The 25,542-nt window shown below is 68.2% G+C and carries 18 protein-coding genes; 8 read left to right on the top strand and 10 right to left on the bottom strand.

Going from position 1 to position 25,542, the window contains the following annotated elements:
- Nucleotides 1-79: 79 nt before the first annotated feature.
- The 3 genes from FHR20_RS06785 to FHR20_RS06775 form a co-directional block, all read right to left on the bottom strand.
- Nucleotides 80-880, bottom strand: a complete 801-nt coding sequence (locus tag FHR20_RS06785) for a 4-(cytidine 5'-diphospho)-2-C-methyl-D-erythritol kinase (RefSeq protein ID WP_167298789.1) — start codon at nt 878-880, stop codon at nt 80-82.
- The gene (locus FHR20_RS06780) at nt 877-2,346 is read right to left on the bottom strand and encodes a tetratricopeptide repeat protein (protein WP_167298788.1); all 1,470 of its coding nucleotides are present in this window, start codon (nt 2,344-2,346) and stop codon (nt 877-879) included. The genes FHR20_RS06785 and FHR20_RS06780 overlap by 4 nt, the downstream gene beginning before the upstream one ends.
- 112 nt (nt 2,347-2,458) lie before the next feature.
- Nucleotides 2,459-4,111, bottom strand: coding sequence for an electron transfer flavoprotein-ubiquinone oxidoreductase (locus tag FHR20_RS06775; protein ID WP_167298787.1), 1,653 nt, complete (start codon nt 4,109-4,111; stop codon nt 2,459-2,461).
- A gap of 127 nt (nt 4,112-4,238) precedes the next feature.
- Here FHR20_RS06775 and FHR20_RS06770 point away from each other — a divergent pair, with 127 nt between their 5' ends.
- Genes FHR20_RS06770 through moaB form a run of 3 tightly spaced genes read left to right on the top strand, consistent with a single transcriptional unit; the run spans nt 4,239 to nt 7,271 of the window.
- Nucleotides 4,239-4,955, top strand: a complete 717-nt coding sequence (locus FHR20_RS06770) for a uracil-DNA glycosylase family protein (RefSeq protein ID WP_167298786.1) — start codon at nt 4,239-4,241, stop codon at nt 4,953-4,955.
- Between the two features lie 2 nt (nt 4,956-4,957).
- A complete protein-coding gene (locus FHR20_RS06765; protein WP_167298785.1) occupies nt 4,958-6,757 on the top strand; it encodes a lytic transglycosylase domain-containing protein in 1,800 nt (599 codons plus the stop codon).
- A complete protein-coding gene (gene moaB / locus FHR20_RS06760) occupies nt 6,744-7,271 on the top strand; it encodes a molybdenum cofactor biosynthesis protein B (protein ID WP_167298784.1) in 528 nt (175 codons plus the stop codon). The genes FHR20_RS06765 and moaB overlap by 14 nt, the downstream gene beginning before the upstream one ends.
- Before the next feature lie 126 nt (nt 7,272-7,397).
- Here moaB and FHR20_RS06755 read toward each other — a convergent pair whose 3' ends face one another.
- Together FHR20_RS06755 and FHR20_RS06750 are read right to left on the bottom strand one after the other, a co-directional pair.
- Nucleotides 7,398-7,910, bottom strand: coding sequence for a YbjN domain-containing protein (locus FHR20_RS06755; protein WP_167298783.1), 513 nt, complete (start codon nt 7,908-7,910; stop codon nt 7,398-7,400).
- Nucleotides 7,911-8,011: 101 nt separating this feature from the next.
- Entirely contained in the window at nt 8,012-8,353 is a 342-nt protein-coding gene (locus tag FHR20_RS06750; protein ID WP_167298782.1) for a VOC family protein, read from the bottom strand.
- A gap of 52 nt (nt 8,354-8,405) precedes the next feature.
- Here FHR20_RS06750 and FHR20_RS06745 point away from each other — a divergent pair, with 52 nt between their 5' ends.
- The gene (locus FHR20_RS06745; protein WP_167298781.1) at nt 8,406-9,476 is read left to right on the top strand and encodes a PA0069 family radical SAM protein; all 1,071 of its coding nucleotides are present in this window, start codon (nt 8,406-8,408) and stop codon (nt 9,474-9,476) included.
- A 7-nt stretch (nt 9,477-9,483) separates the two neighbouring features.
- Here the strand turns inward: FHR20_RS06745 and FHR20_RS23225 are convergent, their stop codons facing one another.
- Nucleotides 9,484-11,583 carry a GDSL-type esterase/lipase family protein gene (locus FHR20_RS23225; protein ID WP_167298780.1) on the bottom strand — a complete coding sequence of 700 codons (2,100 nt, stop codon included), beginning with the start codon at nt 11,581-11,583 and terminating at the stop codon, nt 9,484-9,486.
- Between the two features lie 358 nt (nt 11,584-11,941).
- Between FHR20_RS23225 and FHR20_RS06735 the strand changes: the two genes are divergently transcribed.
- On the top strand, nt 11,942-14,551 hold the full coding sequence (locus tag FHR20_RS06735; RefSeq protein ID WP_167298779.1) for a M1 family metallopeptidase: 2,610 nt from the start codon (nt 11,942-11,944) through the stop codon (nt 14,549-14,551).
- Nucleotides 14,552-14,594: 43 nt separating this feature from the next.
- On the opposite strand, the gene FHR20_RS06730 is transcribed toward FHR20_RS06735, so the two are convergent.
- Together FHR20_RS06730 and dnaE are read right to left on the bottom strand one after the other, a co-directional pair.
- Complete coding sequence (locus FHR20_RS06730) at nt 14,595-16,187, bottom strand: long-chain fatty acid--CoA ligase (RefSeq protein ID WP_208413427.1); 1,593 nt, start codon at nt 16,185-16,187, stop codon at nt 14,595-14,597.
- 132 nt (nt 16,188-16,319) lie between these two features.
- The gene (dnaE, locus tag FHR20_RS06725) at nt 16,320-19,793 is read right to left on the bottom strand and encodes a DNA polymerase III subunit alpha (RefSeq protein WP_167298777.1); all 3,474 of its coding nucleotides are present in this window, start codon (nt 19,791-19,793) and stop codon (nt 16,320-16,322) included.
- Nucleotides 19,794-20,103: 310 nt separating this feature from the next.
- Here dnaE and FHR20_RS06720 point away from each other — a divergent pair, with 310 nt between their 5' ends.
- Nucleotides 20,104-20,589, top strand: coding sequence for a hypothetical protein (locus FHR20_RS06720; protein WP_167298776.1), 486 nt, complete (start codon nt 20,104-20,106; stop codon nt 20,587-20,589).
- Nucleotide 20,590: 1 nt separating this feature from the next.
- Nucleotides 20,591-21,022 carry a hypothetical protein gene (locus FHR20_RS06715; RefSeq protein WP_167298775.1) on the top strand — a complete coding sequence of 144 codons (432 nt, stop codon included), beginning with the start codon at nt 20,591-20,593 and terminating at the stop codon, nt 21,020-21,022.
- Nucleotides 21,023-21,118: 96 nt separating this feature from the next.
- Here FHR20_RS06715 and FHR20_RS06710 read toward each other — a convergent pair whose 3' ends face one another.
- Both FHR20_RS06710 and FHR20_RS06705 read right to left on the bottom strand, forming a co-directional pair.
- Nucleotides 21,119-22,192, bottom strand: coding sequence for an FtsW/RodA/SpoVE family cell cycle protein (locus tag FHR20_RS06710; RefSeq protein WP_167298774.1), 1,074 nt, complete (start codon nt 22,190-22,192; stop codon nt 21,119-21,121).
- Nucleotides 22,189-22,488 carry a PadR family transcriptional regulator gene (locus FHR20_RS06705; RefSeq protein ID WP_167298773.1) on the bottom strand — a complete coding sequence of 100 codons (300 nt, stop codon included), beginning with the start codon at nt 22,486-22,488 and terminating at the stop codon, nt 22,189-22,191. Before FHR20_RS06705 ends, FHR20_RS06710 begins: the two co-directional genes overlap by 4 nt.
- A gap of 169 nt (nt 22,489-22,657) precedes the next feature.
- Between FHR20_RS06705 and gyrA the strand changes: the two genes are divergently transcribed.
- Nucleotides 22,658-25,426 (top strand): DNA gyrase subunit A, encoded by a 2,769-nt coding sequence (gyrA, locus tag FHR20_RS06700; protein ID WP_167298772.1) that lies wholly within the window; start codon nt 22,658-22,660, stop codon nt 25,424-25,426.
- Nucleotides 25,427-25,542 lie beyond the last annotated feature (116 nt).

Genomic DNA, 25,542 nt, shown 5'->3' with positions numbered 1-25,542 from the left:
ATGACATAGGCCGAAAAGGGGAAAGACCGGGTGTGCGAGCATGGTTAATGGCGAGGGGCGCCAGGCAAGCCCCGGGAAATCAGGTCAACCGAGTCGACAGCATCCACCAGCCCCGGCCGGACAGCGCCGCCGCCGCCGCATCGCGGCTCGCCTCGCCGTCGAACAGCGCGAAGCAGGTCGCGCCGGAGCCGGACATGCGCACCAGCCCCGCCCCCGGCGCACCCGCCAATGCGTCCAGCACATCGTCGATCACCGGCGCAATCGCCCGGGCCGGCGGCTCGAGATCGTTGCGGCCCGCGCGCGGATCGGCCGGAAGCGGCCCGCGATCGATGCCGTCCCAGCGGCGAAACACCTCGGCAGTGGAGACGGCGACGCCCGGATTGACCAGCAGCACCGGCGTGCCCGGCAGGCCGGGAACCGGCTCCAGCCGCTCGCCCCTGCCCCGCCCGATCGCAGTGACGCCATGAAGGCAGGCCGGGACGTCCGAGCCCAGCGCGGCGGCGATGGGGAACATGTCCGCCACCGAGATGCCGTGCAGCCGCCCCAGCGCCCGCAGCGTCGCCGCCGCATCGGCCGAGCCGCCGCCGATGCCCGAGGCGACGGGCAGGCGCTTGTCGAGCGTGATCGCGTGCGCGCCATGGCCGAATTCGCGGGCGAATTCCGCGGCCGCGCGGGTAACCAGATTGCCGCCCTCCCCGGCGAGCACCCCGGCGAAGGGGCCGGCGAGCATGAAGCTGTCGGCCTCGGCGCGCGTTACGCTGACGATGTCACCATGCTCGACAAAGGCGAACAGCGTCTCCAGCTCGTGATAGCCATCCGCCCGCCGGGCGCGCACGTGCAGCGCCAGGTTGAGCTTGGCCTTCGCGGTCTCGACGATCATTGCGTCAGCCCGTCGGCGAGCTTGGCCTTGAGCCGGGCAACATCGCCCTCGTCGGCGGTCACTTGGGCAGCGCGCCAGGCGTAGCGCGCCTCCACCCGGCGGCCGAGCTTCCAATAGGCGTCGCCCAGATGCTCGTTGGCGCGGGCGCCGCCCGGATCGGCGCGCACCGCCGCTTCGAGCAGCGGCACTGCCTTGGCCAGCTGGCCGTCGGCATAATAGGCGCGGCCGAGCGAGTCGGTGATTTCGGGATCGTCGGGCTTCAGCTTGCTGGCACGCTCGAGCAGCGCCTGGGCCGCGGGCAGGTCGACGCCGCGCTCGACCTGGGCATTGCCGAGCCAGGTCAGCGCTTCGGGCTCTTCGGGCGCAAGCTGGACGGCGCGCTGGAGCTCGGGCAGTGCCGCGTCCCAGCGGCCGGCGCGATCGAGCGCGGCGCCGTGCAGATAGTGAAGCTCCCAACCGCCATCGCCGCCCGTCCGCGCAATCGCCCGGGCGAAGGCGTCGGCCGCATCGGCATAGCGCTCGACCTGGAACAGCAGCTCGCCATAGTCGCGGATCTCCTGCGCGCTTGCCCCTGCCGGCGCGGCCAGCGCCCGGGCATCCGCGAGCGCCTCGGGCAGGCGGCCGGCGCGGCGGAGCGCGGCGATCCGGCCGGCAGCGGCGCCGCGCGCGAACGGGCTGTCGGCAGCGATCGCGGCCAGCGTCGCCAGCGCCAGGTCGGTCGCGTCGCTGCGCGACAGGGCGTCGGCAAGCCGCAGCCGCGCCCGCTCCTCCTGCGGATCGAGCAGCAGCGCCGCACGGGCGAGCAGGATCGAGAGCGGGGCGATATCCTCGCTGCCCAGGTCGCTGGCGAGGCTGAGGAAGACGTGCGCCGCACCGAAAGCGGCACCGGGCCTGCCGGCCTTCGCCTCGCGCTTGCGCCAGGCCGGGGAAGCGCCGGCAAGATCGCCGAGGACGAACTGCGCCTGGTCGCCCTTGCCGGTGCGGAGCAGCGCGATACCGGCATCGATCCGCCGGTCCGACGCGTCTTCGGTACCGCGCGCGGCGGCGAGCGCGAACAGGCCCTGATCGGCCTTGCCCGAGGCGATCAGCAGCAGCGCGCGATTGCGGCCGGCAAAACGGGATGCGAGCGGATTTCCCCGCGCGGTGTCGAGCAGCGGCAACGGGTCCTGGCCGCGATCGACCGCGAGCCAGGCGCCGAGCACGGGCACCATGAAGTCGAGCTGCGCGCGCGCGAGCCGCTCCAATGCCTTTTCGGCGCCGAGCCGGTCCTTGCCGTGCAGCGCGACGGCGAAGGCGAGCAGGTCGGTATCGGGCGGCGCGGTGCCGGCCTTGACCAGCACGGCGGCGGCGCGGGTGGCGAGGGCGAAGTCGCCGGCCGCCAGCCCCTGGCGATAGGCGCGCATCGCCAGCACCGGATCGTCGGGCACGGCGGCGAGCGTGCGGGCATAGCCGGCGGCGGCGAGCACCGGCTCGCCCGCCGCATCGGCGGCGCGGGCACGGGCATAGTCGCGCAGCTCGTTCGGCGGCGCGGCCCGCTGCGCCGTGGCGGGCAGCGCCGCCAGCAGCGCGAGCGCGAGGCTACATGTTCGGATAATTGGGTCCGCCCCCGCCTTCGGGGACCACCCAGTTGATGTTCTGCGTGGGATCCTTGATGTCGCACGTCTTGCAGTGGACGCAATTCTGCGCGTTGATCTGGAAGCGCAGATCGTCGCCTTCGCCGACCACTTCGTACACACCCGCCGGACAGTAGCGCTGGGCCGGCTCGGCGTACACCGGAAGATTGTAGCCGATCGGGATTTCCGGATCCTTCAGCGTCAGATGGACGGGCTGGTCCTCCTCGTGATTGGTATTCGAGATGAACACCGAGGTGAGGCGATCGAAGGTGAGCACGCCATCGGGCTTGGGATAGTCGATCTTCGGCGCCACCGATGCGTGCCACAGGCCCTCATTGTCGGGCTTGTGCTTCATGGTGAAGGGCCAGCGCAGGCCGAGCAGCTCCATCCACATCGCCGCGCCGGCGAGCAGCGTGCCCCAGGTGTCGCCGAACTTCTTGACCAGCGGCGCCACGTTGCGCACGCCGCGCAGTTCCTTGTAGACCCAGCTCTTCTTATAGGCCTCGGGATAGGCGGCCAGTTCGTCCGCCTCGCGCCCGGCGCCGACCGCGGCGAAGGCCGCTTCCGCCGCCATCATGCCGCTCTTCATCGACGTGTGCGTGCCCTTGATGCGCGGCACGTTGAGGAAGCCCGCCGCGTCGCCGATCAGGGCAGCGCCGGGCGCGACCAGCTTGGGCACCGACTGGAAGCCGCCGTCCGAAATGGCACGCGCGCCATAGGAGACGCGCTTGCCGCCCTTCAGGATCGCCGCGATCTCCGGATGGGTCTTCCAGCGCTGCATCTCCTGGAAGGGCGAGAGATAGGGGTTCTTGTAGCTGAGCCAGGTGACGAAGCCGAGCGCGACCTGCCCGTCCGCCTGGTGATAGAGGAAGCCGCCGCCATTGGCGCCGTCGGTCAGCGGCCAGCCCTGGGTGTGGATCACGCGGCCCGGCACGTGATGGGCGGGATCGATGTCCCAAAGCTCCTTGATGCCGATGCCGTAGATCTGCGGCTGGCTGTCCGCATCGAGCGCGAAGTTGCGGATCAGCTGCTTGGTCAGGTGGCCGCGACAGCCCTCGGCAAAGAACGTGTATTTGGCGTGCAGCTCGAGGCCCGGCTGATAGTCGGGCTTGTGCTCGCCGTCGCGCGCCACGCCCATGTCGCCGGTGGCGACGCCCTTCACGCTGCCATTGTCGTGATAGAGGATCTCGGCCGCGGCAAAGCCCGGGAAGATCTCGACGCCCATTTCCTGCGCCTTGTCGGCCAGCCAGCGGCAGAGATTGCCGAGCGAGCCGGTATAGGTGCCCTTGTTGTGCAGGAACGGCGGCGTGATGAACTCGGGAAAGCCCGACTTGCCCTTCTCGCTGAGCACCCAGTGGTGATTCTCGGTCACCGGCGTGGCCGCCAGCGGGCAGCCATCGTCGCGCCAGCTCGGCAGCAACTCGTCCAGCGCCCTGGGGTCGATCACCGCGCCGGAGAGGATATGGGCGCCCACCTCCGAGCCCTTTTCGAGGATGCACACCGAAAGCTCGCTGCCCGCCTCCCCGGCCAGCTGCTTCAGCCGGATCGCCGCCGAAAGGCCCGCGGGGCCTGCGCCGACGATCACGACGTCATAGGGCATCGACTCCCGTTCGCTCATCATCGCATCCTTCATAATCTTGGCCTGGCACCTGCCGCATCGCTTGTCGTCGCATGCTGGCAACGTCCTGTCCCTTGGTCGATGAAGGCAGATTGACCCGCCCGTCAAGGCATGACTCTTAGGCAGCGTGGGAGGCGAGTACACAGCGGATTGGGGGCGTACCCTGGCGAGCGCGCTCGAATGGTGGCGCGACGCGGGGGTCGAAACCCTTCAGGAAGAGGAGGCTCGCGACTGGCTCGCGCGGCCCGCCCCGGTGCAGCCGGCACAGGCTGCCGTAACGTCGCCCCAGCCCGAAACCCTGCCCGATACGCTTGCCGCCTTCACGGCCTGGCGCACCGGCGAGACCGTTCCCGAAGCCGCCTGGCTGACTCCGCGGATCGGCCCCGGCGGCCCCGCGGATGCCGCGCTGGTGGTGCTCACCGACATGCCCGAAAGCGACGATCAGGACGCGCTCCTGGCAGATGGCGCGGCCGGAAAGCTGTTCTCGCGCATGCTGACTGCCGCGGGAATCGCCCGCGATTCGGTCTATTTCCTGTCGCTCGCCGTCGCCCGTCCGCTGGCCGGGCGCATCCCGCCCGACCAGGAGGGCAGGCTGATCGAGATCGCCAAGCATCACCTGAAGCTGCTCCAGCCCGCCAGGCTGCTGATCCTGGGCCAGGCGGCGAGCCGTGTCGTGGTCGAGGCGAACGACGGCGCATCGGCCAATGGTTTAGTCGATGTTAACCATTTCGGCGGAAAAACACAGGCAGTGGCGAGCCTGCACCCGCGTTTCCTGCTGGAGCGCCCCGCCGCCAAAAGCGAAGCCTGGAAGCACCTGTTGCTGTTGACCCGGGGGAGCCTGTGACCATGCGTATCCTGTTTGCCGCCGCGTTGCTTGCGTCGCCGGCGCTCGCCCATGCCGCCGACCTTCCGGGCGCGGACGGTGCCAACACCGCCGACGACGGCGTCGCTGCCCCCGCCCCGCGCGAAGGCGACGGCATTCCCGATCAGCTCGATTCGGACCAGAAGGCCGGATATCGCAAGGTATTCGCCGCGATCCACGCCCAGCGCTGGCAGGATGCGCAGCTCCAGCTCGATTCGATGAAGCCGGGCCCGCTCCATGCGATCGCGCGCGCCGAGCTCTACACTGCGAAGAACTCGCCCAAGGTCGAACTCGCCCCGCTGCTCCAGCTGATCGGCGATGCACCCGAACTGCCCCAGGCCGACCAGCTCAGCCGCATGGCCAGGACGCGCGGCGCCGCGGCCACCCCCGCCATCCCGGCGGCGGCGCGGCTGATCTGGTATGACGGCGCGCCCGTCCGCCAGCGCGCCCGCTCGATCAAGAGCGACACCGCCGCCACCGAGATCGCGCTCGCCATCCAGCCCTATGTGAAGGCCGATCAGGGCGCCGAGGCCGAAGGCGTGGTCGCCAGGTTCGAGGCAGACCTGACGCCCGAGGCCAGGACGGAGTGGCAGCAGAAGGTCGCCTGGATCTATTACGTCGCCGGAGACGACGGCAATGCCCGCCGCGTCGCCGCCAAGGCACAGGACGGCGCGGGCGACTGGGCGCCCCAGGCCGATTGGGTCGCCGGGCTCGCCGCCTGGCGCGAACAGGACTGCAGCGGCGCCACCGCCGCCTTCGAACGCGTCGCCACCCGCGCCGCCGATACCGAGCTGCGCTCCGCCGGCCTTTATTGGGGCTCGCGCGCCGAAATGGCGTGCGGCCGCCCGGACAGGGTGGCGACGAAGCTGCGCGCCGCCACGCAATATGGCGAGACCTTCTATGGCCTGCTCGCCAAATCGGCGCTCGGCATCGAGGACAAGCCCGGCAAGGGCGAGAAGTTCGTCGCCGAGGACTGGCGCGCGCTGGAGCGCCGCCCGAACGTGCGCGTCGCCGCCGCGCTGGTCGAGATCGACGAGGACGGCCTGGCCGACGAGGTGCTGCGCTACCAGGCCAAGATCGGCAACCCTTCCGAACATCTCGCCCTCACCCGCCTGGCCGGCCGCCTGAGCCTGCCCTCCACCCAGCTCTGGCTCACCCACAATTGCCCGCAGGGCACCCAGCCGCTCACCGCCGCGCGCTATCCGGCGCCGAACTGGACCCCGGCCGGCGGCTGGCGCGTCGACAAGGCGCTGGTGTTCGCCCACACGCTCCAGGAATCGCGCTTCAACTCGGAGATCCGCAGCGCGGCCGGCGCGATGGGCCTGATGCAGGTGAAGACCGGCGCGGCGATCGATATCGGCCGGCGCAACGGCAGGACTTATGCCGCCAGCGACCTGACCAAGCCTTCGGTCAACATGGAGATCGGCCAGTCCTATCTCGAGCAGTTGCGCGACCAGCCCTTTACCGGCGGGCTGCTGCCCAAGGTGATCGCCTCCTACAATGCCGGCCCCACTCCCGTCGCCAACTGGAACGCGATGATCAAGGATGGCGGCGATCCGCTGCTCTACATCGAGAGCATCCCCTATTGGGAGACGCGCGGCTATGTGATGACCGTGCTGCGCAACTATTGGATGTACGAGAACCAGGAAGGCCGGAAATCGAGCAGCCGCGAGGCGCTGGCGCAGGGCATGTGGCCGAAATTCCCCGGCATGCAGGGTCCGGCCGCAGTCAAGCTCAACATGCGCAAGCTCGCCTTTCATCAGGACGGCAATGCCAATCGATGAAGCCATCGCGTTCCGCCCGGTGCGGATCGCGGTGCTCACGGTCTCCGACACGCGGACCATGGCCGACGATCGCTCGGGCGACCGGCTGGTCGAGCGGCTGACTGCCGCCGGGCATGTGCTGGCAGACCGCATGATCGTGACCGACGATGCGGATGCGATCGTCGCCCGGCTCCACGCCTGGATCGACGATCCGCAGGTCGAGGTGATCCTCACCACCGGCGGCACCGGCGTGACCGGCCGCGACGTGACGCCCGAGGCGCTCGCCCGCGTCCAGGACAAGGAGATACCGGGTTTCGGCGAGCTGTTCCGCTGGCTCAGCTACCAGTCGATCGGCACGTCCACGATCCAGTCGCGCGCCACGGCTTGCGTGGCGCGCGGCACCTATGTCTTCGCCCTGCCCGGCTCGACCGGCGCAGTCACCGATGCCTGGGACGGCATCCTGGCAACCCAGCTCGACATCCGCCACAAGCCCTGCAACTTCGTCGAGCTGCTGCCGCGGCTGGGGGAGCGATAGGCACACGCCATTCCCCGACGAAGGCCGGGCTCCAGTCTCGGCACAATTGGATGGGTAGCCGCCGCGGAACCGAAGCGTTGCATCCCGATGCGACCCCGCTCCTCCCGGAAGGGAGGGAACGGAACCCTATTTCTTCCCCCCGGCCGCCTTCTCCTCCTCGTCGAGGAAGGTGAACAGGTCGCCGGTCATCGACGACCACCAGTCGATCGTGTCGGCGAAATTCGCATAGCTCACCTTGCCGATGGTGGTGGCGTCCATCCAGGTGGAAAGGTCGCCGTCCTTGTCGATCACGATGCGCAGGAAACGCTTCTTGGCGTTCCAGCGATTGGCCAGCCCGGCATCATACCAGGGCTTCTTCTTGTACCAGGAGAAGAACTGCATCGACGTGCAGCCCTTGGCGGTGCCGCAATCATAGAATTCGATGGTGAAAGGGGATCCGTTGGCCGCACTGCTGATATAGGGCTCGCCGCTGTCCTCATGCTTCTTCAGCTCGGCCTTGTAGCCTTCGCTCTGGAGCAGCTTCACCACTTCCTCGGGATGCGCGATGTCGACCATCCGCGCCGGATCGCCCTTCTGCGCCGCCGCCGGCATCGCCCACAGGCCGGCCGCCAATGCGACCGCGATCAAAGCCTTGCCCATCACTCCCCCTCTTCCTTCGGTTCCCAGGCGGGAAATCCACGGCCGCCGCCGGGAGGAACTTCCCCAGGGCCCCATCCTATCACGGCGCCGCGGCGCGGCAATCATTCCGGCTCGTTGACGAACACGCCGAGTTCATTCCCCGCCGGATCGCGGAAATGGAAGCGGCGACCGCCCGGAAACGCGAAGATCGGCACGGTGATCTCGCCGCCCGCGCCCGTCACGCTCTCGAATGCCGCCTCGAGGTCCTTCACCTCGACGATCGGCAGCAGCAGCGGGATCGGCTGGTCGCCGGAGCCGTTGATGCCCAGATCGGTGTCGCCGGTGGTGGTCGCTGCGTAATGCGGGGCAAAGTCGGTGAATTGCCAGTCAAACGCCCTGGCGTAGAAATCGCGGGTGCCGGCCACATCCTTCGCGGGCAGTTCGAGATAACTGATTCGTGCCATGTTCGCCTCCAATGTTCTTGATATGTTCTAATCCTGCGCCTAGGCTTTGGCAATGGCGAAGAATCGTCCGGTGCGCGGCGCCACCCTCAACCAGGAAAGCAGCCGCTTCAACCTGCCCGCGCGCGAAGCGGACGGCGACTGGCTGGATGCGCGCGCGGCGCTGGACGACGCCCCGCCGCCGCTGCGGACCACCGTGACGGTGGAGCGGGCACGGACGATCATCACCCGCAACCAATCGCCCGACATTGCCTTCGATCGCTCGATCAACCCCTATCGCGGCTGCGAGCATGGCTGCATCTATTGCTTCGCCCGGCCGACCCATGCCTATCTCGACCTGTCGCCGGGGCTCGATTTCGAGAGCAGGTTGTTCGCCAAGCCCGATGCGCCCGCGCTGCTGCGCGCGGAACTGGGCAAGCGCGGCTATGTCTGCCGGCCGATCGCCTTCGGGACCAACACCGATCCCTATCAGCCGATCGAGGCCGAGTGGCGGATCACGCGCGGCTGCATCGAAGTGCTGGCCGAACAGGATCATCCGCTGACGATCACCACCAAGTCCAACCGGGTAACACGCGACCTCGACCTGCTCGCGCCGATGGCCAGAAAGGGCCTGGCGGCGGTGATGATCTCGGTTACTTCGCTCGACCCGAGGATCGCGATGACGGTGGAGCCCCGCGCCCCGCATCCCGAGAAGCGGCTGGCCGCGATGCGGCAGCTGGCCGATGCGGGGGTGCCGGTGTTCGTCTCGCTGGCGCCGGTGATCCCACAGGTGACCGATCACGAGATCGAGCGCATCCTGGAGCGCGCCGCCGAAGCCGGCGCGCGCACCGCCTTCTTCCTGCCGGTCCGGCTGCCGCACGAAGTCGCGCCGCTGTTCCGCGCCTGGCTCGATGCGCATTTCCCCGATCGCGCCGGCAAGGTGATGGCGACGATCCAGTCGATCCGCGGCGGCAGGGACAACGACCCCGATTTCCACACGCGCTTCCGGGGCCAGGGGCCCTGGGCGGAACTGCTGCGGACGCGGTTCCGGATGGCGGCGAAACGCCATGGGCTGGACCGGGAAGTGCTGCGGCTGCGGACGGACCTGTTCCGGCCGCCCAGGGGGGCGCAGGGAGAGCTGTTCTAGCGCCTTCCTAGCGGCACATCGTCTCCAGCGGCAGCAGCGCCGGCGCCTGCGGTTCCTTCAGCCCCCTGGCCGCCACCGCGCCGTTCAGTCCCTGGGGCTGTGGTACGAGCGCCGGGTTCACCTCGGATGCATAATGGGGGTCGCGCTCCGCTTCGTCGATCGAGACGAACCGATAGCCCTTTTCGCGATAGAGGGCGATCAGTTGCGGCATCATGCGTGCGTCGAACGCGCCCAGGTGCAGGAGCAGCACATAGGGGATGTCGCGGCCGTAGAGCGCCTGGCTCATCGCGCGGGCGCGATCGGCCTGGACCGCGGCGGTGCCCAGCCAGGCGTGCTCCATCTTCAGGATCGCATCGCCGTCACCCCTGGCCACGCAGCGCGCATAGGCGTCGTTATAGGCCCAGTCGGAGAAATCCATCGTCACCGTGGCGACCTTGTAGCCCCGCTCCGCCAGCAGCTTGCGGATGCGTGCGCGGCGTGCGGGGTCGGTCGCGGCCTCGGAGAGGAAGGGATAGCGGAACCAGCGCCAGTCGGCAGCGCCCATCCTGGCCGCGAGGATCGGTTCGTTCTTCTCCAGCTCCGCCAGGAATTGCGCATCGCTCAGCTGGTCGAGATTGGCATGGCTCCAGCCATGGTTGCCCAGCGTCAGTCCCGCCGCGCGCCATTTGCCGAGCACCGGCGCCGAGGCCGGTTCGCGCTCGAGCTGCACGCCGTTGACGAAGCCCATCGCCGGCGCCCCGCCGGCCTTCAGCGCGGCGATGACCTGCTCGGCGATGCCGGCCCGGCTCTGTCCTTCGGGCAGGGACGCGTGGGCGGGGAGATCGTCGAAGGTGAAGGCGATCATCGGCGCGGGCCCCGCCGGCGCGGCGGCCACCCTGCCCGCATCCTTCACCTTGTCGGAGAACAGCGACAGCGGCACCGCATCGGCCATCGCGCGATAGCCGTCCATCGAGGGATGGAGCCCATCATTGTCATATTCCCTGCGCAGCCGGGTCGGCGCGGCGGGATCGCGGAGCGCGGCGTCGAGGTCGATCACGCCGTCGAAATTGCCGGGTGCGCGAATCCAGGCGTTCACCGCGGCGCGATCGGCCTCGTTCTGCGCATCCGGATGGTAATAGGCCGAGCCGCCATAGGGCAGGATCGTCGCGCCGATCGCCTTGATCCCGCGCGCGCGGGCGCGGGCGACCATCTGGCGATAGGCACCGATCATCCCCTCCACGAGCGCAGCGTGCGCATCGGGCGTGGCCGGGGCGTCGCGGGTGAGCGTGCCGAGATCGTTGACGCCCTCCAGGATCACGAGATGGGTGACCCCCGGATAGCTCAGCACCTCGCGGTCGAACCGGGCGAGCGCATTGGGGCCGAGCCCGTCGTTGAGCAGCCGGTTGCCGCCGATGCCGGCGTTGAGCACCGCCATGTCGGCAAGCGCCGGCGTGGCGCGCAGGCGCAGCTGGAGCGCGTCGGTCCAGCGCTGGTTGCTGTTGGCAGGCACGCCATAGCCATCGGTGATCGAATCGCCGAGGATCACCACCGCCGACGCCTTGGCCGACACCGTCTCGATCGCGCCGATCTGCACCCAGCGATCGACCTTGCCGGCGCCCGGCAGGTCCGGATCGCGCACATGGTCGCCATGGAGATAATAGCTGGTCGCGCGCGAGCCCGGATGGCCGGTCTGCTGTGCCGGGGCATCGGGCAGATAGAGCGTGATCGCCAGGTCCGCGCCCGCCTGCACCGGCAGCGCGACCGGATCGGACCAGTAATCCGCACCCGCCGGAATGGTGACGCTCCTCGCCCCGCCGAAGCGCAGCGCCACCAGGCTCGCGGCATCGATCCGCGGCGAGGCGGGGTCGGCCGCCCGCGCAATCGTCGCCGCGCCGAGGCGCAGCGGCTGGGTGCCATAGGCGTTGGTGAAGCGCACGCGCAGCCGGGTGCCGGCGATCTGGATGCGCACCACCTGGCGCAGCGTGGCGTCCTTCAGATCCTCCGTCGGCAGCGCATTGTTGCCCGGGATCATCTGCGACGTGGCCCAGGCCGTCACCCAGCGCTCGCCCGGCGCCGCCGCGGCGCCCAGCAACAGGACCAGCGCCGCCAGGCGCACGATCAGGCCCATATCCCCTCTCCCTCTTGCGTCCATGCGCCATGTCGATGCGCCATCATGTCCATGCGCCATGTCGATGCACTATGATAGCGCTACCATATCGGAGCCGCGCCGCTGCGCAATGGCCTAGTGCAGCCTGCCGGCGAGGAAAATGGTGGCCACCGCGCGAAGGCAGGTGGCCCCTAAGTTAGGACCGGGCAGCGGAAAGAGGGATCCAAACGCCGCCCGGTGGTCTGAGACCTGCGCGCACCATAGCCGTCCACGATACAGACACAATATGGAAACATACAGTAGTCGAACAGAAACATGTGGCCGATTGCACCTGCCAGGCAGCGGGCCTAGGCCAAGTGCCAGATCATAAGGACCCTTCATGCGCGCGCTTGCCTTCGCTTTCGCCCTCACGCTTCCCGCCGTCGCAAATGCCCAGGACGTCCAGCCTACCGGCAAGCTGCCGGACACGGTGACTCCCCTCGCCTATCGGCTCGACCTGACGATCGTTCCCGAAAAGCCGCGCTTCAGCGGCCACGCCGAGATCGACGTGCAGCTCAACCGGGCTGCCCAGACGGTATGGATGCACGGCCGCAACCTCAACGTCACCAAGGCGGTGGCGGTGGTCGCGGGCAAGGAGATCCCGCTCGGCTTCACCCAGAAGAGCCCCCATGGCCTCGCCCAGATCGACTTCGGCAAGACGGTGCAGCCGGGGAAGCTGACGCTGAAGTTCGACTATGACGCGGCCTTCGGCACTGGCGCTTCGGGGCCCTATCGCGTCGAGGTGGCCGGCAGCTGGTACAGCTGGACCCAGTTCGAGTCGATCGATGCGCGCGCGGCCTTTCCGGGCTTCGACGAGCCGGGCTTCAAGACTCCCTTCACCGTGTCGCTGACCACCAAGCCGGGCTTCGTCGCGCTGAGCAACGCACCGGAAACGGGCAAGCCGGCCAAGGTCGGCGAACTGGTCAGGCACCGCTTCATCGCCACCAAGCCGCTGCCGACCTATCTGGTCGCCTTCGTCGTCGGCCCCTTCTCGACCCTCGGCGCCAAGGTGGCGCCCACGCCCGAGCGCAAGACGCCGCTGCCGCTGCGCATCGTCGGCACCCAGCCCTACAAGGGCCGGATGCAGTTCGCGCTCGACAATTCGGGCCCGATCGTCGCGCTGCTCGAGAAATATTTCGGTCAGGCCTTCCCCTTCCCCAAGCTCGACCAGATCGGCTCGCCGGTGATGCCGGGCGCGATGGAGAATGCAGGGGCCGACATCTATGGCGACGGCATCCTGTTCGTCGACGAGGACGATGCCACGTCGAGCAAGCAGACCTTCGGCATGGTCGTGGCGCACGAGCTTTCGCACCAATGGTTCGGCGATCTGGTCACGCCGGCCTGGTGGGATGATATCTGGCTGAACGAAAGCTTCGCCAACTGGATGGGCTATCGCATCGGCAACGAATGGCGCCCGGACCTCGACATCGGCGTCGACGCCATCTCTGAGGGTTTCGAGGCGATGGACCTCGACGCCCTGGTCGCCGGCCGCCCGATCCACCAGAAGATCAGCAACGATGCGGATATCGACGCGGCGTTCGATCAGATCACCTATGGCAAGGGCGGCCAGGTCGTCGGCATGATCGCCGGCTATATGGGCGACGAGAAGTTCCGCGACGGCGTGCGCCTGCACATGTCGCGCCACAAATATGGCAACGCGACCACCGACCAGTTCTTCGCTTCGCTGGCCGACGCCGCGCACGATCCGCGCGTGCTCGAATCGCTGCGGAGCTTCGTCGACCAGCAGGGCGTGCCGGTGGTGACCTTCCACCGCGCCAATGGCGTGCTCACCGCCAGCCAGCAGCGCTTCGCCTATTTCGGCACCAATGCGCCCGCCGAACAGTGGATCATCCCGCTCTGCATCCGCCAGGGCGATGCCAGGAACTGTACGCTGCTGGACAAGCCTAGCGCACCGGTCGTCGCCAACGGCACGGGCACGCTCGTCCCCAATGCGGGCGGCTGGGGCTATTATCGCTTCGACCTCGATCCCGCCGACTGGGATTCGCTGATTGCCGCTGCCCCCACCCTGCCGACCGGCGAGGCGCTGGCGGTGGACGACAGCCTGTGGGCGAGCTTCTATGCCGGCAAGGCGAACACCGCGCAGCTCGTCGCGCTCGCCCGCGCGATGGCCCGCCATCCCAAGACCAAGATGCAGCTCGACAACGGCACCCGGCTCGCCGGCCTGCGCGATCGCGGGCTGATCGGCGCCGCGGCGCTGCCCGCCTATCGCAAGCTGTTCGTCGACATCTACGGCCCGATGCTGGCGAAGATCGGCTTCGATCCGAAGCCCGGCGCGCATGCGAACGACAACGCCGACACCGTCGAGCTGCGCGAGCAGCTGGTCGGCTTCGTGGCGGACAATGGTCATGACCCCGTGTTGCGCGCCAGGCTGGCCGCCGCCGCCGACGCGCGGCTCGCCGGCGACGCCCATGCGCTCGACGATGCCTTCCTGCCGCTGGCGCTGGCCATTACCGTCCAGGATCGCGGCGTGCCCTTCGCCAGGACGCTCGCCGAAATGGCACTGGCGGGCAAGGCACCGGACCTGCGCGAGGCAGCGTTTCGCGCCATCGCCTCTTCGGGCAATGCCGATGTCGCGAAATGGTATTTCACCGAGTTCAACGATCCCCGCTACAAACCGCGCCAGCGGCTGTTCGGGGCATCGCTATTCCTGAAGGACGCCGACACCCGCGACGCGGCGCTCGAATATATGCTCGCCCATTTCGACGAATTCTCGAAGCTGACCGGCGGCGGCGGCATCTTCTCGGGCCGTTCGGCGGAGATGTTCAAGGCGCAATGCTCGCTCGCGGCGGCCGACACGGTCGACGCCAAGCTGCGGGCCGAAGGCGGCAGCAGGCTTGGACTGGATCGCGCAGTGGAGGGTATCCGCAACTGCGCCCGCTTCAAGGATGCCAAGGCCGGAGAAGTCACGGCAGCGTTCGCCGGAATGTGAGAAGACAGGCCCCTTCCCCTTTCCGGGGGGAGGGGCGGCATTCTCAGGCCGCGGCCAGCTTGAAATCCTTATATTGTTCCCGGATCGCGGTCTTGAGCAGCTTGCCCGTGGCGGTGTGCGGCAGGCTCTCGACGAAGAGCACCTCGTCGGGCAGCCACCATTTGGCGACGTGCTGCGCGAGATGCGCCTGCACCGCTTCCGCCGTCACTCCGCTGCCCGGCTTGCGGACCACGAGCAGGATCGGCCGCTCCTCCCATTTGGGGTGATGCACGCCGATCGCCGCCGCTTCGGCCACGCCCGCGCAGCCGACCGCGGCATTTTCCAGATCGACCGAACTGATCCACTCGCCGCCCGACTTGATCACGTCCTTGGCGCGATCGGTGATCTGCATCGTGCCGTCCGGATAGAGGACCGACACGTCGCCCGTGTCGAACCAGTTGTCGGCATCGACTGCGGACTCGTCCGCCTTGAAATAGCGTTCGACGATCCACGGCCCGCGCACCTGCAGCCGGCCCGAGCTCTTGCCGTCGCGCGGCTGCACCCGGCCCTCGTCGTCCACCACGCGCAGTTCGACACCATAGGGAACCTTGCCCTGCTTGCAGACCTGATCGACCTGCTGCTCGAAGCTGAGTTCGTCCCAGTTCCACGAGGGCGCGCCCATCGTGCCGATCGGGCTCGTCTCGGTCATGCCCCAGGCATGGTTCACGCGGATACCCATCTTCATCAGCCGCTCGATCATCGCGCGCGGCGCGGCCGACCCGCCGATGGTGACGATCCTGAGGAACGCCGGCTCCTCGCCGGTGGCGTCCATGTGCTGGAACATCGCGAACCAGACGGTGGGCACGCCGGCGGTGTGCGTCACCTTCTCGCGGTTCATCAGTTCGCACAGGACCAGCGGATCGTTGACCGCCGAGAAGACGAACTTGATCCCCGCCGCGGCGCCCGCCCAGGGCAGGCCCCAGCCGACCGCATGGAACATCGGCACGATCGGCATCGCCACCGCCCGGGCCGAAAGGTCGAACACGTCGGGCTGCATTTCGGCAAGGGCGTGGATCACGCTCGATCGGTGGGTATAGGTCACGCCCTTGGGATTGCCGGTGGTGCCGCTGGTGTAGCAGATCATGCAGGGCTCGCGCTCGCTGCCCGTCACCCAGCTGTAATTGCCGTCCTCGGCGGCCAGCAGCGCCTCGAACCCGTCCGGCCCGTCGCTGTCGAAGCAATAATAATGCTCGATCGTCTTCCAGTGCGGCTTCAATCGCTCGACCAGCGGCGCGAAGGCGCGATCGTAGAACAGCACCTTGTCCTCGGCATGGTTGCCGATGAAGACCAGCTGATCCTCGAACAGGCGCGGATTGATCGTGTGGACCAACCCGCCCATGCCGGCGGCGCCGTACCAGGTGACGAGGTGGCGGCCATGGTTCATCGCCAGCGTGGCGACCCGGTCGCCCTTCCGCACGCCGAGCCGCTCCAGCGCCTGGGCCAGCTTGCGGGCATCGCGGGCGATGCCGGCCCAGGTGGTGCGCGTCTCGCTGCCATCCGCCCAGCGGGTGACGATCTCGCGCCCCCAATGCTCGCGCGCGGCGTGATCGAGCAGCGTCGTGACGCGCAGCTCGAAATCCTGCATTCCTCCAAGCATCCGGCTCTCCATACCGATTTTTCGAGAGCGTAACCCGCGAAGCGCGCGGGTGTCGAGAGCGGGGAATGTAAGGAAGGATGTCGGACACCGCATGCGCATTCCCCTCCCTGGAAGGGAGGGGAGCAGGGCGGACTAAGCCGCCTCGGCCAGCTTCGCGGCCGCGCTCTTGAGCGTCGCCCAGCGAACGCCCGGCACATTCTCGATCTTCTGGGCAAGCTCGCCGTCCAGCCGGAAGTCGCGGCCCAGCACCAGTTCGGCCTCGCCGCCGGGAATGCCCACGCGCACCAGCACCTCGCCGCGTCCGCCGCGCTGGTCGCCGATGATGCCGGCGAGCACCGGCACGGCGCGGACATCGTCGATCGCGACGTCGAGCACCAGCCGCGCCGTGTTGGCCAGCCCCTCGAAGGGCTGGACGCGCTTGATCGAGACGCGCGGCGTATCCTCGCCCGGGCGCTTGTCGAGCTCGACGGTCAGCACCGCGCAACCGCCGGCGCGGGCGCAATCCTCCAGGTCCTTGGCGGCGCTGTCTTCGAAGCAGGTCGCCAGCGTCTGCGCCGATTTGTCCGAGATCGTCGCCATCAGATAGCGGTTGCCGCGTGCGGAGGTACGCGGCCGGCAATCCTCGACCAGCGCCGCGATCGTCGCGCCGACACGCGCGCCGGCGGGGATGTCCAATTCGCCCAGGGTCGCGATCTCGCGCGCGCCAAAGCTCTTGGCGAGATGCTGGAAACGGTCGAGCGGGTGCGCGGAGAAATAATAGCCGAAGGCGTCGCGCTCGGCCCCGATCCGATCGGCCAGCGACCAGTGCGCGCTCTGCGGCAGCTGGATCGCGCCGCCGCTCGGCTCGGATTCGCCGAACAGGCCGCCCTGCCCGCTGGTCTTGTTCGACCAGGTGCGCTGCGCGACTGCCAGGATCGTCTCCGCCGCGGCGAACACCCCGGCGCGATTGTCGTCGAGCGCATCGAATGCCCCCGCCCCCGCCAGCGTCTCGACCTGGCGCTTGTTGAGCAGCCGGGGGTCGACGCGCTTGGCGAAATCGTCGAGCGACTTGAACGCGCCGCGCTCCTCGCGCTCCTCGACCAGCAGCTCCATCGCGCGCTCGCCCACGCCCTTCAGCGCGCCCAGCGCATAGCGCACCGCGAGGCCGTCCTCGGTCTTCTCGACGAAGAAGTCCGCCTGGCTGCAATTGATCTCCGGCCCCAGGCAGGCGACGCCCAGCCGCTTCATGTCGTCGGCGAAGATCGCCAGCTTGTCGGTCTGGTGGATGTCGTACGCCATCGAGGCGGCGAAGAATTCGTGCGGATGGTGCGCCTTGAGCCAGGCCGTCTGATAGGCGAGCAGCGCATAGGCAGCGGCGTGCGACTTGTTGAAGCCATAGCCGGCGAACTTGTCGATCAGGTCGAACAGCTCGTTGGCCTTGGCCGGCTTGATCCCGTTATGCTCGGCACAGCCCTTCACGAAGGTCTCGCGCTGGGCATCCATCTCCGCCTTGATCTTCTTGCCCATCGCGCGGCGGAGCATGTCCGCGCCGCCCAGGCTGTAGCCAGCCAGGATCTGGGCGGCCTGCATCACCTGCTCCTGATAGACGAAGATCCCATAGGTCTCGTTCAGGATCGGCTCGAGCAGGTCGTGCGGATAGACGATCTCCTCGCGCCCGCCCTTGCGGTGGCCGAAGCTCGGGATGTTGTCCATCGGGCCGGGACGATAGAGCGAGACGAGCGCGATGATGTCGCCGAAATTCGTCGGGCGCACCGCCGTCAGCGTGCGCCGCATGCCCTCCGATTCCAGCTGGAACACGCCCACCGTGTCGCCGCGCTGGAGCAGGTCATATACTTCGGTGTCGTCCCAGGCGAGCGCGTCCAGATCGACGTCGATGCCGCGGTCGGAGAGCAGCTCGACTGCCTTTTTCAGCACCGACAGCGTCTTGAGGCCGAGAAAGTCGAACTTCACCAGACCCGCGCCTTCGACATATTTCATGTCGAACTGGGTGACCGGCATGTCCGAGCGGGGGTCGCGATAGAGCGGCACGAGCTGCGACAGCGGCCGGTCGCCGATCACCACGCCGGCGGCGTGCGTCGACGAGTGGCTCGGCAGCCCCTCGAGCCGCATCGAGAGGTCGACCAGATATTTGATGTCCTTGTGCGCGTTATACTCGGCAAGGAACTCGCCGACGCCGTTCAGCGTGCGCTCCAGCGTCCAGGGATCGGTCGGGTGGTTCGGGATCTGCTTGGCCAGGCGGTCGATCTGGCCATAGCTCATCTGCAGCACGCGGCCGACGTTCTTGACCACCGCGCGCGCCTTCATCGTACCGAAGGTGATGATCTGCGCGACGTGATCGGCGCCGTATTTCTGCTGCACGTAGCGGATCACCTCGCCACGCCGGGTTTCGCAGAAGTCGATGTCGAAGTCGGGCATCGAGACGCGTTCCGGGTTGAGGAAGCGCTCGAAGAGCAGGCCGAGCTTCAGCGGATCGAGATCGGTGATGGTCAGCGCCCAGGCGACCGCCGAGCCCGCGCCCGAGCCGCGACCCGGCCCCACGGGGATGTCGTGCGCCTTCGCCCATTGGATGAAGTCGGCGACGATCAGGAAATAGCCCGGGAAGCCCATCTGGATGATGACGTCGAGCTCGAACTGCAGCCGCTTGTCATAGACTTCGCGCTCGGCCGGATCGGTGATGCCGGCCCTTTCCAGCCGCTTCGCCAGCCCCTGCCACGAACGCTCGCGCAGCATCGCCGCCTCGCCTTCGCGGTCGCCGGCCAGGCTGGGCAGGATCGGCTTGCGCTTCGGCGCGGCATAGGCGCAGCGCTGGGCGACGACGAGCGTGTTGGCGACGGCCTCGGGCAGGTCCGCGAACAGGCTCTTCATCTCGTTCGCGGGCTTCATCCACGCATCGGGCGAGGAGCGCGGGCGATCGTCGGAAGCCACATAGGAGCTGTTGGCGATGCACAGCATCGCGTCATGCGCTTCATGGAAGGTCGGTTCGGCGAAGCAGCTCGGGTTGGTCGCGACCAGCGGCAGGTTCCGGTCATAGGCGAGGTCGAGCAGCTTGGGCTCGGCCCGGCCCTCCACTTCGTCGAGCCGGCGGACGATCTCGACATAGAGCCGCTCGGGGAACAGCGCCTCGAGCCGGCGCGCATAGGAATCCGCCGCAATGTACTGCTGCTCGGCATAGAGCCGCGCCAGCGCCCCCTCGCGACCGGCAGTGAGGCAGAGCAGCCCCTCGGTCCGCCCTTCCAGCGCGTCGAAGGGTATGTGCGCATCCTCCTCGACCGGGCGATCGAGATGCGCCATCGAGACGAGGTCGCACAGGTTCAGATAGCCGGCCTCGTCCTGCGCATAGAGCGCGAGCCAGTCGATCGGCGCCGCGACACCGTCCGGCATGTCGGGCCGCTTGACCGCCAGCAAACTGCCGATGATCGGCTGGATACCCGACTTGATGCAGGCATCGCCGAAGCTCATCGAGGCGTAGAGGCCGTTGCGATCCGCCACCGCGACCGCCGGAAAACCCAGTTCCTTCGCACGCTTGGCGATCGCCTTCGGCTCGATCGCGCCCTCCAGCATGGTGAAGGACGAGAAGACCCGAAGCGGAACGAAGCCGGAATGCATGGCCCAAGTGTAGGGAGCCGCTCTCGGCAGCGCCACCCGTGGAGAGCGTTGTCCACAATTTTCAAGTCCTTGGGCTCAGGATTCTTCCCTACGCGCGGACTCGGACGGGTGCTCTCCTGAATGGCGGCTTCATTACCGATCGTTCACATCATGGTTAACGGCAATAAACATTTCGCCGACGAAACGGAACGGTTCATCGGCGGATCAGAATTAGGCGCTATTATGGCAAACATAAGGCAAGCAAGGAAACCATATGTGGTTTCAGTGACTTACCAGAACAGAATCACCCCTTTCTGACGAGTCGATGCCCATGAATGCCCTTTACCATGGTAGCGAGCTCTGCGAGGTCGATGCGGACGGCAGCGTCGCCGTCCCGGCCTTTCTCGCAGCCGCGCTGCCTCCCGAAGCCAGCCCCGAGATCATCGTCGCCAAGCACCAGGCGGACAGCTGCCTGGTCGGCTATGACCGCGCGCACCTTGCCACGCTCGCCGAGCGTGCCGAGCGCCGTCGCCTGGCCGAGGAGGAACAAGGCGCGGAAGCCCGCGACCATTATCGCCGGATGCGCGACATCTTCGGCCTTTCCGAACGGATGCGACGCGACGCCAAGGGGCTGCGCATCCCGGCTGCGATGCGCCATCTGGGCCGCATCGGCGACCTCGCCCTGTTCGTCGGCGCCGGCGACAGTTTCGAGATATGGAACCCGGCGCTCGCCCTCGAAAGCGGCGACGAGCATTTCCGCGCCCTGGCCGAATTTCGCCTGCGGATGCGCGGCAGCAGATCCAAGGGAGTGCAGTGAGATGCGTATCCGTTGCAGCGTGATGGGCCATGCCGCCGGCACCATCCATCATCACAACCAGGGGCTCGACTTCGCGGTCTGCCACCATTGCGGCCGCGACCTGGTCCGCCCCGAAGGCGGCGAGTGGAGCGAAGTGCCGGTAGGATTCCAGGTCGTGTGGCGCGAATTCGGCCGGGCGAGCGACGCCGCCTCGGTCGCCGACCGAATGGCGCGGATGGCGCCGCCACCGCGCCGCCGCGACCCGCGGAACGCCCGGCCCGCGCCGCGCCGCGATCCGCGCGGCCGCCCGTTCAGCGCCGACTTCGGCATGCTCGGCGCGCTCGCGAACCTCGGCAAGCTGGTGACCAGCGAGGTGGAAGACGACAGCACCGGCATCGAGGCCGATGGCCAATATGTGATCCGCCTGCCGCACACCGGCACGACGAAGCACTGAGCCAAGCGATGCCTTAGGGGACTGGGCCGGCACAGCCCCATCCCCCAAGTGCCGGCGACGGGGCGCCCTCCTCCCGCTCCGCCGCCGGCCAGCTTCTCAAGCGATGCTCGTTCGCAGCACCCCGTGCTCCGCTTCCCGCCGCGGCAGGTCCGCCACCCCGTCCGTAGCGCCGATCGCCTTGGGCAGGCCCAGCATGCTCAGCAGATAGCCGACGATCGCGCTCCCGCCATAGCCGACCAGCGGCGTCGGATAATTGCCCAGCGCCGCCGCCAGCACGATCGCCAGCCACAGCGCCCCGAACACTGCGTAGCCCGGATCGCGACCCCACCTGGCACGCGCCGGCACCAGCAACAGCAGCGATCCCGCCACCACCATCAGCCCGGCGAGCGGGTGGACGGCGAAGGCAGTGAACAGGATCTGGTCGACAAAGGGCATGGCCGGCTGCACGTCTGGCTGGAGCAGCGTGGCGACCGAGCCGGCACTGGCAGCCAGCAGTGCCAGCCAAACCTTCCGCTCAGGGCGGACCAGTGCCAGCGCGGCGAGTCCGGCGGCGAGCGCGCCCGCCATCGCCCGGTCGGGCTGCAGCGCCAGCGCGCCCGCCGCAGCGATTACGCCCAGCATCGAAAGCCGGTCCCGCACGGCGGCGAAGCCGATCGCCAGCACCGGCACCAGGACGAGGCTCGGCTGGATGCTGAGCCCGTAGATCGAGATCCAGCGCGTCGCACCCTCGTTCGAGACGCCGAGCAGGCTGGCCGCGAGCAAGAACAGCCCGAGCGCAAGCAGGACCGGTCCCGCCGCGAGCAGCCGCGTGCGCGGCAGGTGCGTGACGATCCCGACAGCAAGGAAGCCGATCAGCAGCGCCGCGAGGTTACGCAGCGGATAGCCGAACGGCGCGCCGCCGATCGCCATGTACGCGATCCCCAATCCGGTCGCGCCGATCGCGCAAAACCCCACCCACCCTCTTCCATGCCACATCGCCCCGTCTCCTCCATGAACCCGCATCGCCTCGCCGATCGCGCCCCGCAGACAACCGAACGCGAAGCGGAGGGCTTCCGCCGGCGCCGCAATCTCTCCGGTCTCGCGTCGCATCGCCTCGCCCCAATGACCAAGCCGCGCGGGCAGCAGCGCCGCGGCAAGGTCGACGAGCGCCATCGCCAGCAGGCGGATCATGCCGGCTTCCCCGCCAGCGCCGGTGCCACGCCGCGCAGCAGCTCGCGCGCAAGGGCCCGGCCATCCGCGCTGAGCCGGTAAGCGTGCCGCGCCGGCCGCCCTGGCTCGCTCGGCGGCTGCCACTGCGCTTCGAGATGCCCCTGCCCCTCCAGCCGGATCAGCAGCGGATAGAGCGTGCCCGATTTTATTCCGGCCGCCCGGCCCAGCGCATAGCCGTGCGACCAATTCTCCCCCGCCTCCAGCAGGATGGCGAGAAGGTTGCGAGCTGCCGGCGAAAGTGAGCGGTTCCGAACCATGGGACAATAAATCTACCTAGGTAGACTTAGAGTCAACCCCCTCGCCTCGGGCGCGACTTATCCACGGGTTTCCGCTCCTCACGCGGGCGCGCGCGGGCGCGGGGTTGGCAGGATGCATCGGCATCGTTAGAGCCGTACGACACACTCAAGAACCCGAAAGCGTGATCCTTTGACCGACGAGACCATCCTCGCCGACGACCCCTCCGACATTACGCCGATCTCGATCGTCGACGAGATGAAGACGAGCTACCTCGATTACGCGATGAGCGTGATCGTGGCGCGCGCGCTCCCGGACGTTCGCGACGGTCTGAAGCCGGTCCACCGCCGCATCCTCTACGCCGCGCAGGAAGGCGGCTATGTCGCCGGCCGCGCCTATCGCAAGTCGGCCCGTCTGGTCGGCGACGTGATGGGTAAATACCACCCGCACGGCGACAGCTCGATCTACGACGCGATGGCGCGCATGGCCCAGGATTGGGCGATGCGGGTGCCGCTGATCGACGGCCAGGGCAATTTCGGCTCGATGGACCCCGATCCGCCCGCCGCGATGCGCTATACCGAAGCGCGCCTCGCCAAGGTCGCCTCGGCGCTGCTCGACGATATCGAGAAGGACACGGTCGACTTCGTCCCGAACTATGACGGTTCGGAGAGCGAGCCCGCGGTCCTCCCCGCCCGCTTCCCCAACCTGCTGGTCAACGGCGCCGGCGGCATCGCGGTCGGCATGGCGACCAACATCCCGCCGCACAATCTGGGCGAAGTGGTCGATGCCTGCCTCGAGCACATCAAGAGCATGCTCGGCCAGCGCGAGTTGCTCACGCTCGAGGAGCTGATGGAGATCGTACCCGGCCCGGACTTCCCGACCGGCGCGCTGATCCTCGGCCGCTCGGGCTGCCGCAATGCCTATCAGACGGGCCGCGGCTCGATCATCGTGCGCTCGCGCCACGAGTTCGAGCAGCGCGGCGACCGCCGTTCGATCGTGCTCACCGAAATCCCCTACCAGCAGGGCAAGAACGCGCTGGTCGAGAAGATCGCCGAAGCCGCCAAGGACAAGCGCATCGAAGGCGTCAGCGACATCCGCGACGAATCGTCGCGCGAGGGCGTTCGCATCGTCATCGACCTGAAGCGCGACGCTACGCCCGAGGTCGTGCTCAATCAGGTCTGGCGGAATACGCCCGCCCAGTCGAGCTTCCCGGCCAACATGCTGGCGATCCGCGGCGGCCGCCCGGAACTGCTCAACCTGCAGGACATCATCCAGGCCTTCGTCAAGTTCCGCGAGGAGGTCATCACCCGCCGCTCGAAGTTCGAGCTGGCCAAGGCCCGCGAGCGCGCCCACATCTTGCTCGGCCTGGTGATCGCGGTCACCAATCTCGACGAAGTCGTCCGCATCATCCGCGGTTCGTCGAGCCCGGCCGATGCCCGCGACAAGCTGCTCGCGCGCGAATGGCCGATCGCGGAGATCGCCCAGTACATCAAGCTGGTCGAGGCGGTGGAAACCGAGATCACCGGCGACGTCTATCGCCTGAGCGACGCCCAGGTCCGGGCGATCCTCGACCTGCGCCTCCATCGCCTCACCGCGCTCGGCCGCGACGAGATCGGCGACGAGCTGAAGGAACTGGCCGATTCGATCGCCGAGCTGCTCGAGATCCTGGGCAACCGCGCCAAGCTCTACGAAGTGATGGTGGAGGAGCTGACCACGGTCCGCGCCCTCTACGCCACGCCGCGCCGCACCGAGATCGCTCCGGCCGCCGACGGCATCGAGGACGAGGATCTGATCGAGCGCGAGGACATGGTCGTCACCGTGACCGTGCAGGGTTACATCAAGCGCACCAGCCTCGACACGTTCCGCGCCCAGAATCGCGGCGGCAAGGGCCGCGCCGGCATGGCCACCAAGGACGAGGATGCCGTTACCGAGCTGTTCGTCACCTCGACGCACACGCCGGTGCTGTTCTTCTCGACCCTGGGCAAGGTCTATCGCATGAAGGTCTGGAAGCTGCCCGAGGGCGGCCCGGCCACGCGCGGGCGGCCGATGATCAACATCCTGCCGCTGGCGGCGGGCGAGACGATCTCCACCGTGCTGCCGCTGCCCGAGGACGAGAGCGAGTGGGGCAAGCTCCATGTGATGTTCGCCACCGCCAAGGGCTCGGCGCGCCGCAATTCGATGGACGCGTTCAACAACGTGCCCTCGAACGGCAAGATCGCGATGAAGTTCGAAGGCGAGGACGCCGATGACCGGCTGATCGGCGTGGCGCTGCTCGACGAGGGCGACGACGTGCTGCTCGCCACCCGCCAGGGCAAGGCCATCCGCTTCGCTGCCGACGACGTTCGCGAGTTCCAGAGCCGCAACTCCACCGGCGTGCGCGGCATGAAGCTGGCGACGGGCGACGAAGTCATCTCGCTGTCGATCCTCCACCGCGTCGGCACCACCAGCGAGGAGCGCGAGGCCTATCTCCGCTTCGCGCCGTGGAAGGCCGAGAAGGAAGGCGAGCCCGACCTGGCAGCCGATCGCTTCGAGGAACTCAAGAACCGCGAGCAGTTCATCCTCACCGTCTGCGCCAATGGCTATGGCAAGCTGAGCTCGGCCTATGAGTATCGGCGCACCGGCCGCGGCGGCCAGGGCATTACCAATATCGACAATATCGGCCGCAACGGCCCGGTGGTGGCAAGCTTCCCGGCAAGCAAGGGGCATCAGCTGATGCTGGTCACCGACCAGGCCAAGATGATCCGCATGTCGCTGGGCGACCTGCGCGTGATCGGCCGCGGCTCGGCCGGCGTGCGCCTGTTCAACGTCGCGGACAACGAGCATGTCGTCTCCGCCGCGCGGATCGAGGAAAGCGAAGGCGATGCCGAGGCGGAGCTGGGCGATGGCCCCATCGCCGGCGACCCGACCCCCGACGGCACCACCGGCGAGGATCTCGCACAAGGGCCCGAGGACGGGCAGTAGGACCGTATTGGCATGACTGCGCCCCGGCGAAGGCCGGGGTCCGGTTGCAATGTCGCTCGAGAGGTTGACGCGCCTCACTCGCTGCGTCGAGACCGGGTCCCGGCCCTTGCCGGGGC

This window comes from Sphingomonas leidyi (assembly GCF_011761945.1).
Taxonomy (GTDB): domain Bacteria; phylum Pseudomonadota; class Alphaproteobacteria; order Sphingomonadales; family Sphingomonadaceae; genus Sphingomonas; species Sphingomonas leidyi.
The sequence above is the reverse complement of the archived record's forward strand: the minus strand, read 5'-3'. Positions and strand labels throughout refer to the sequence as shown.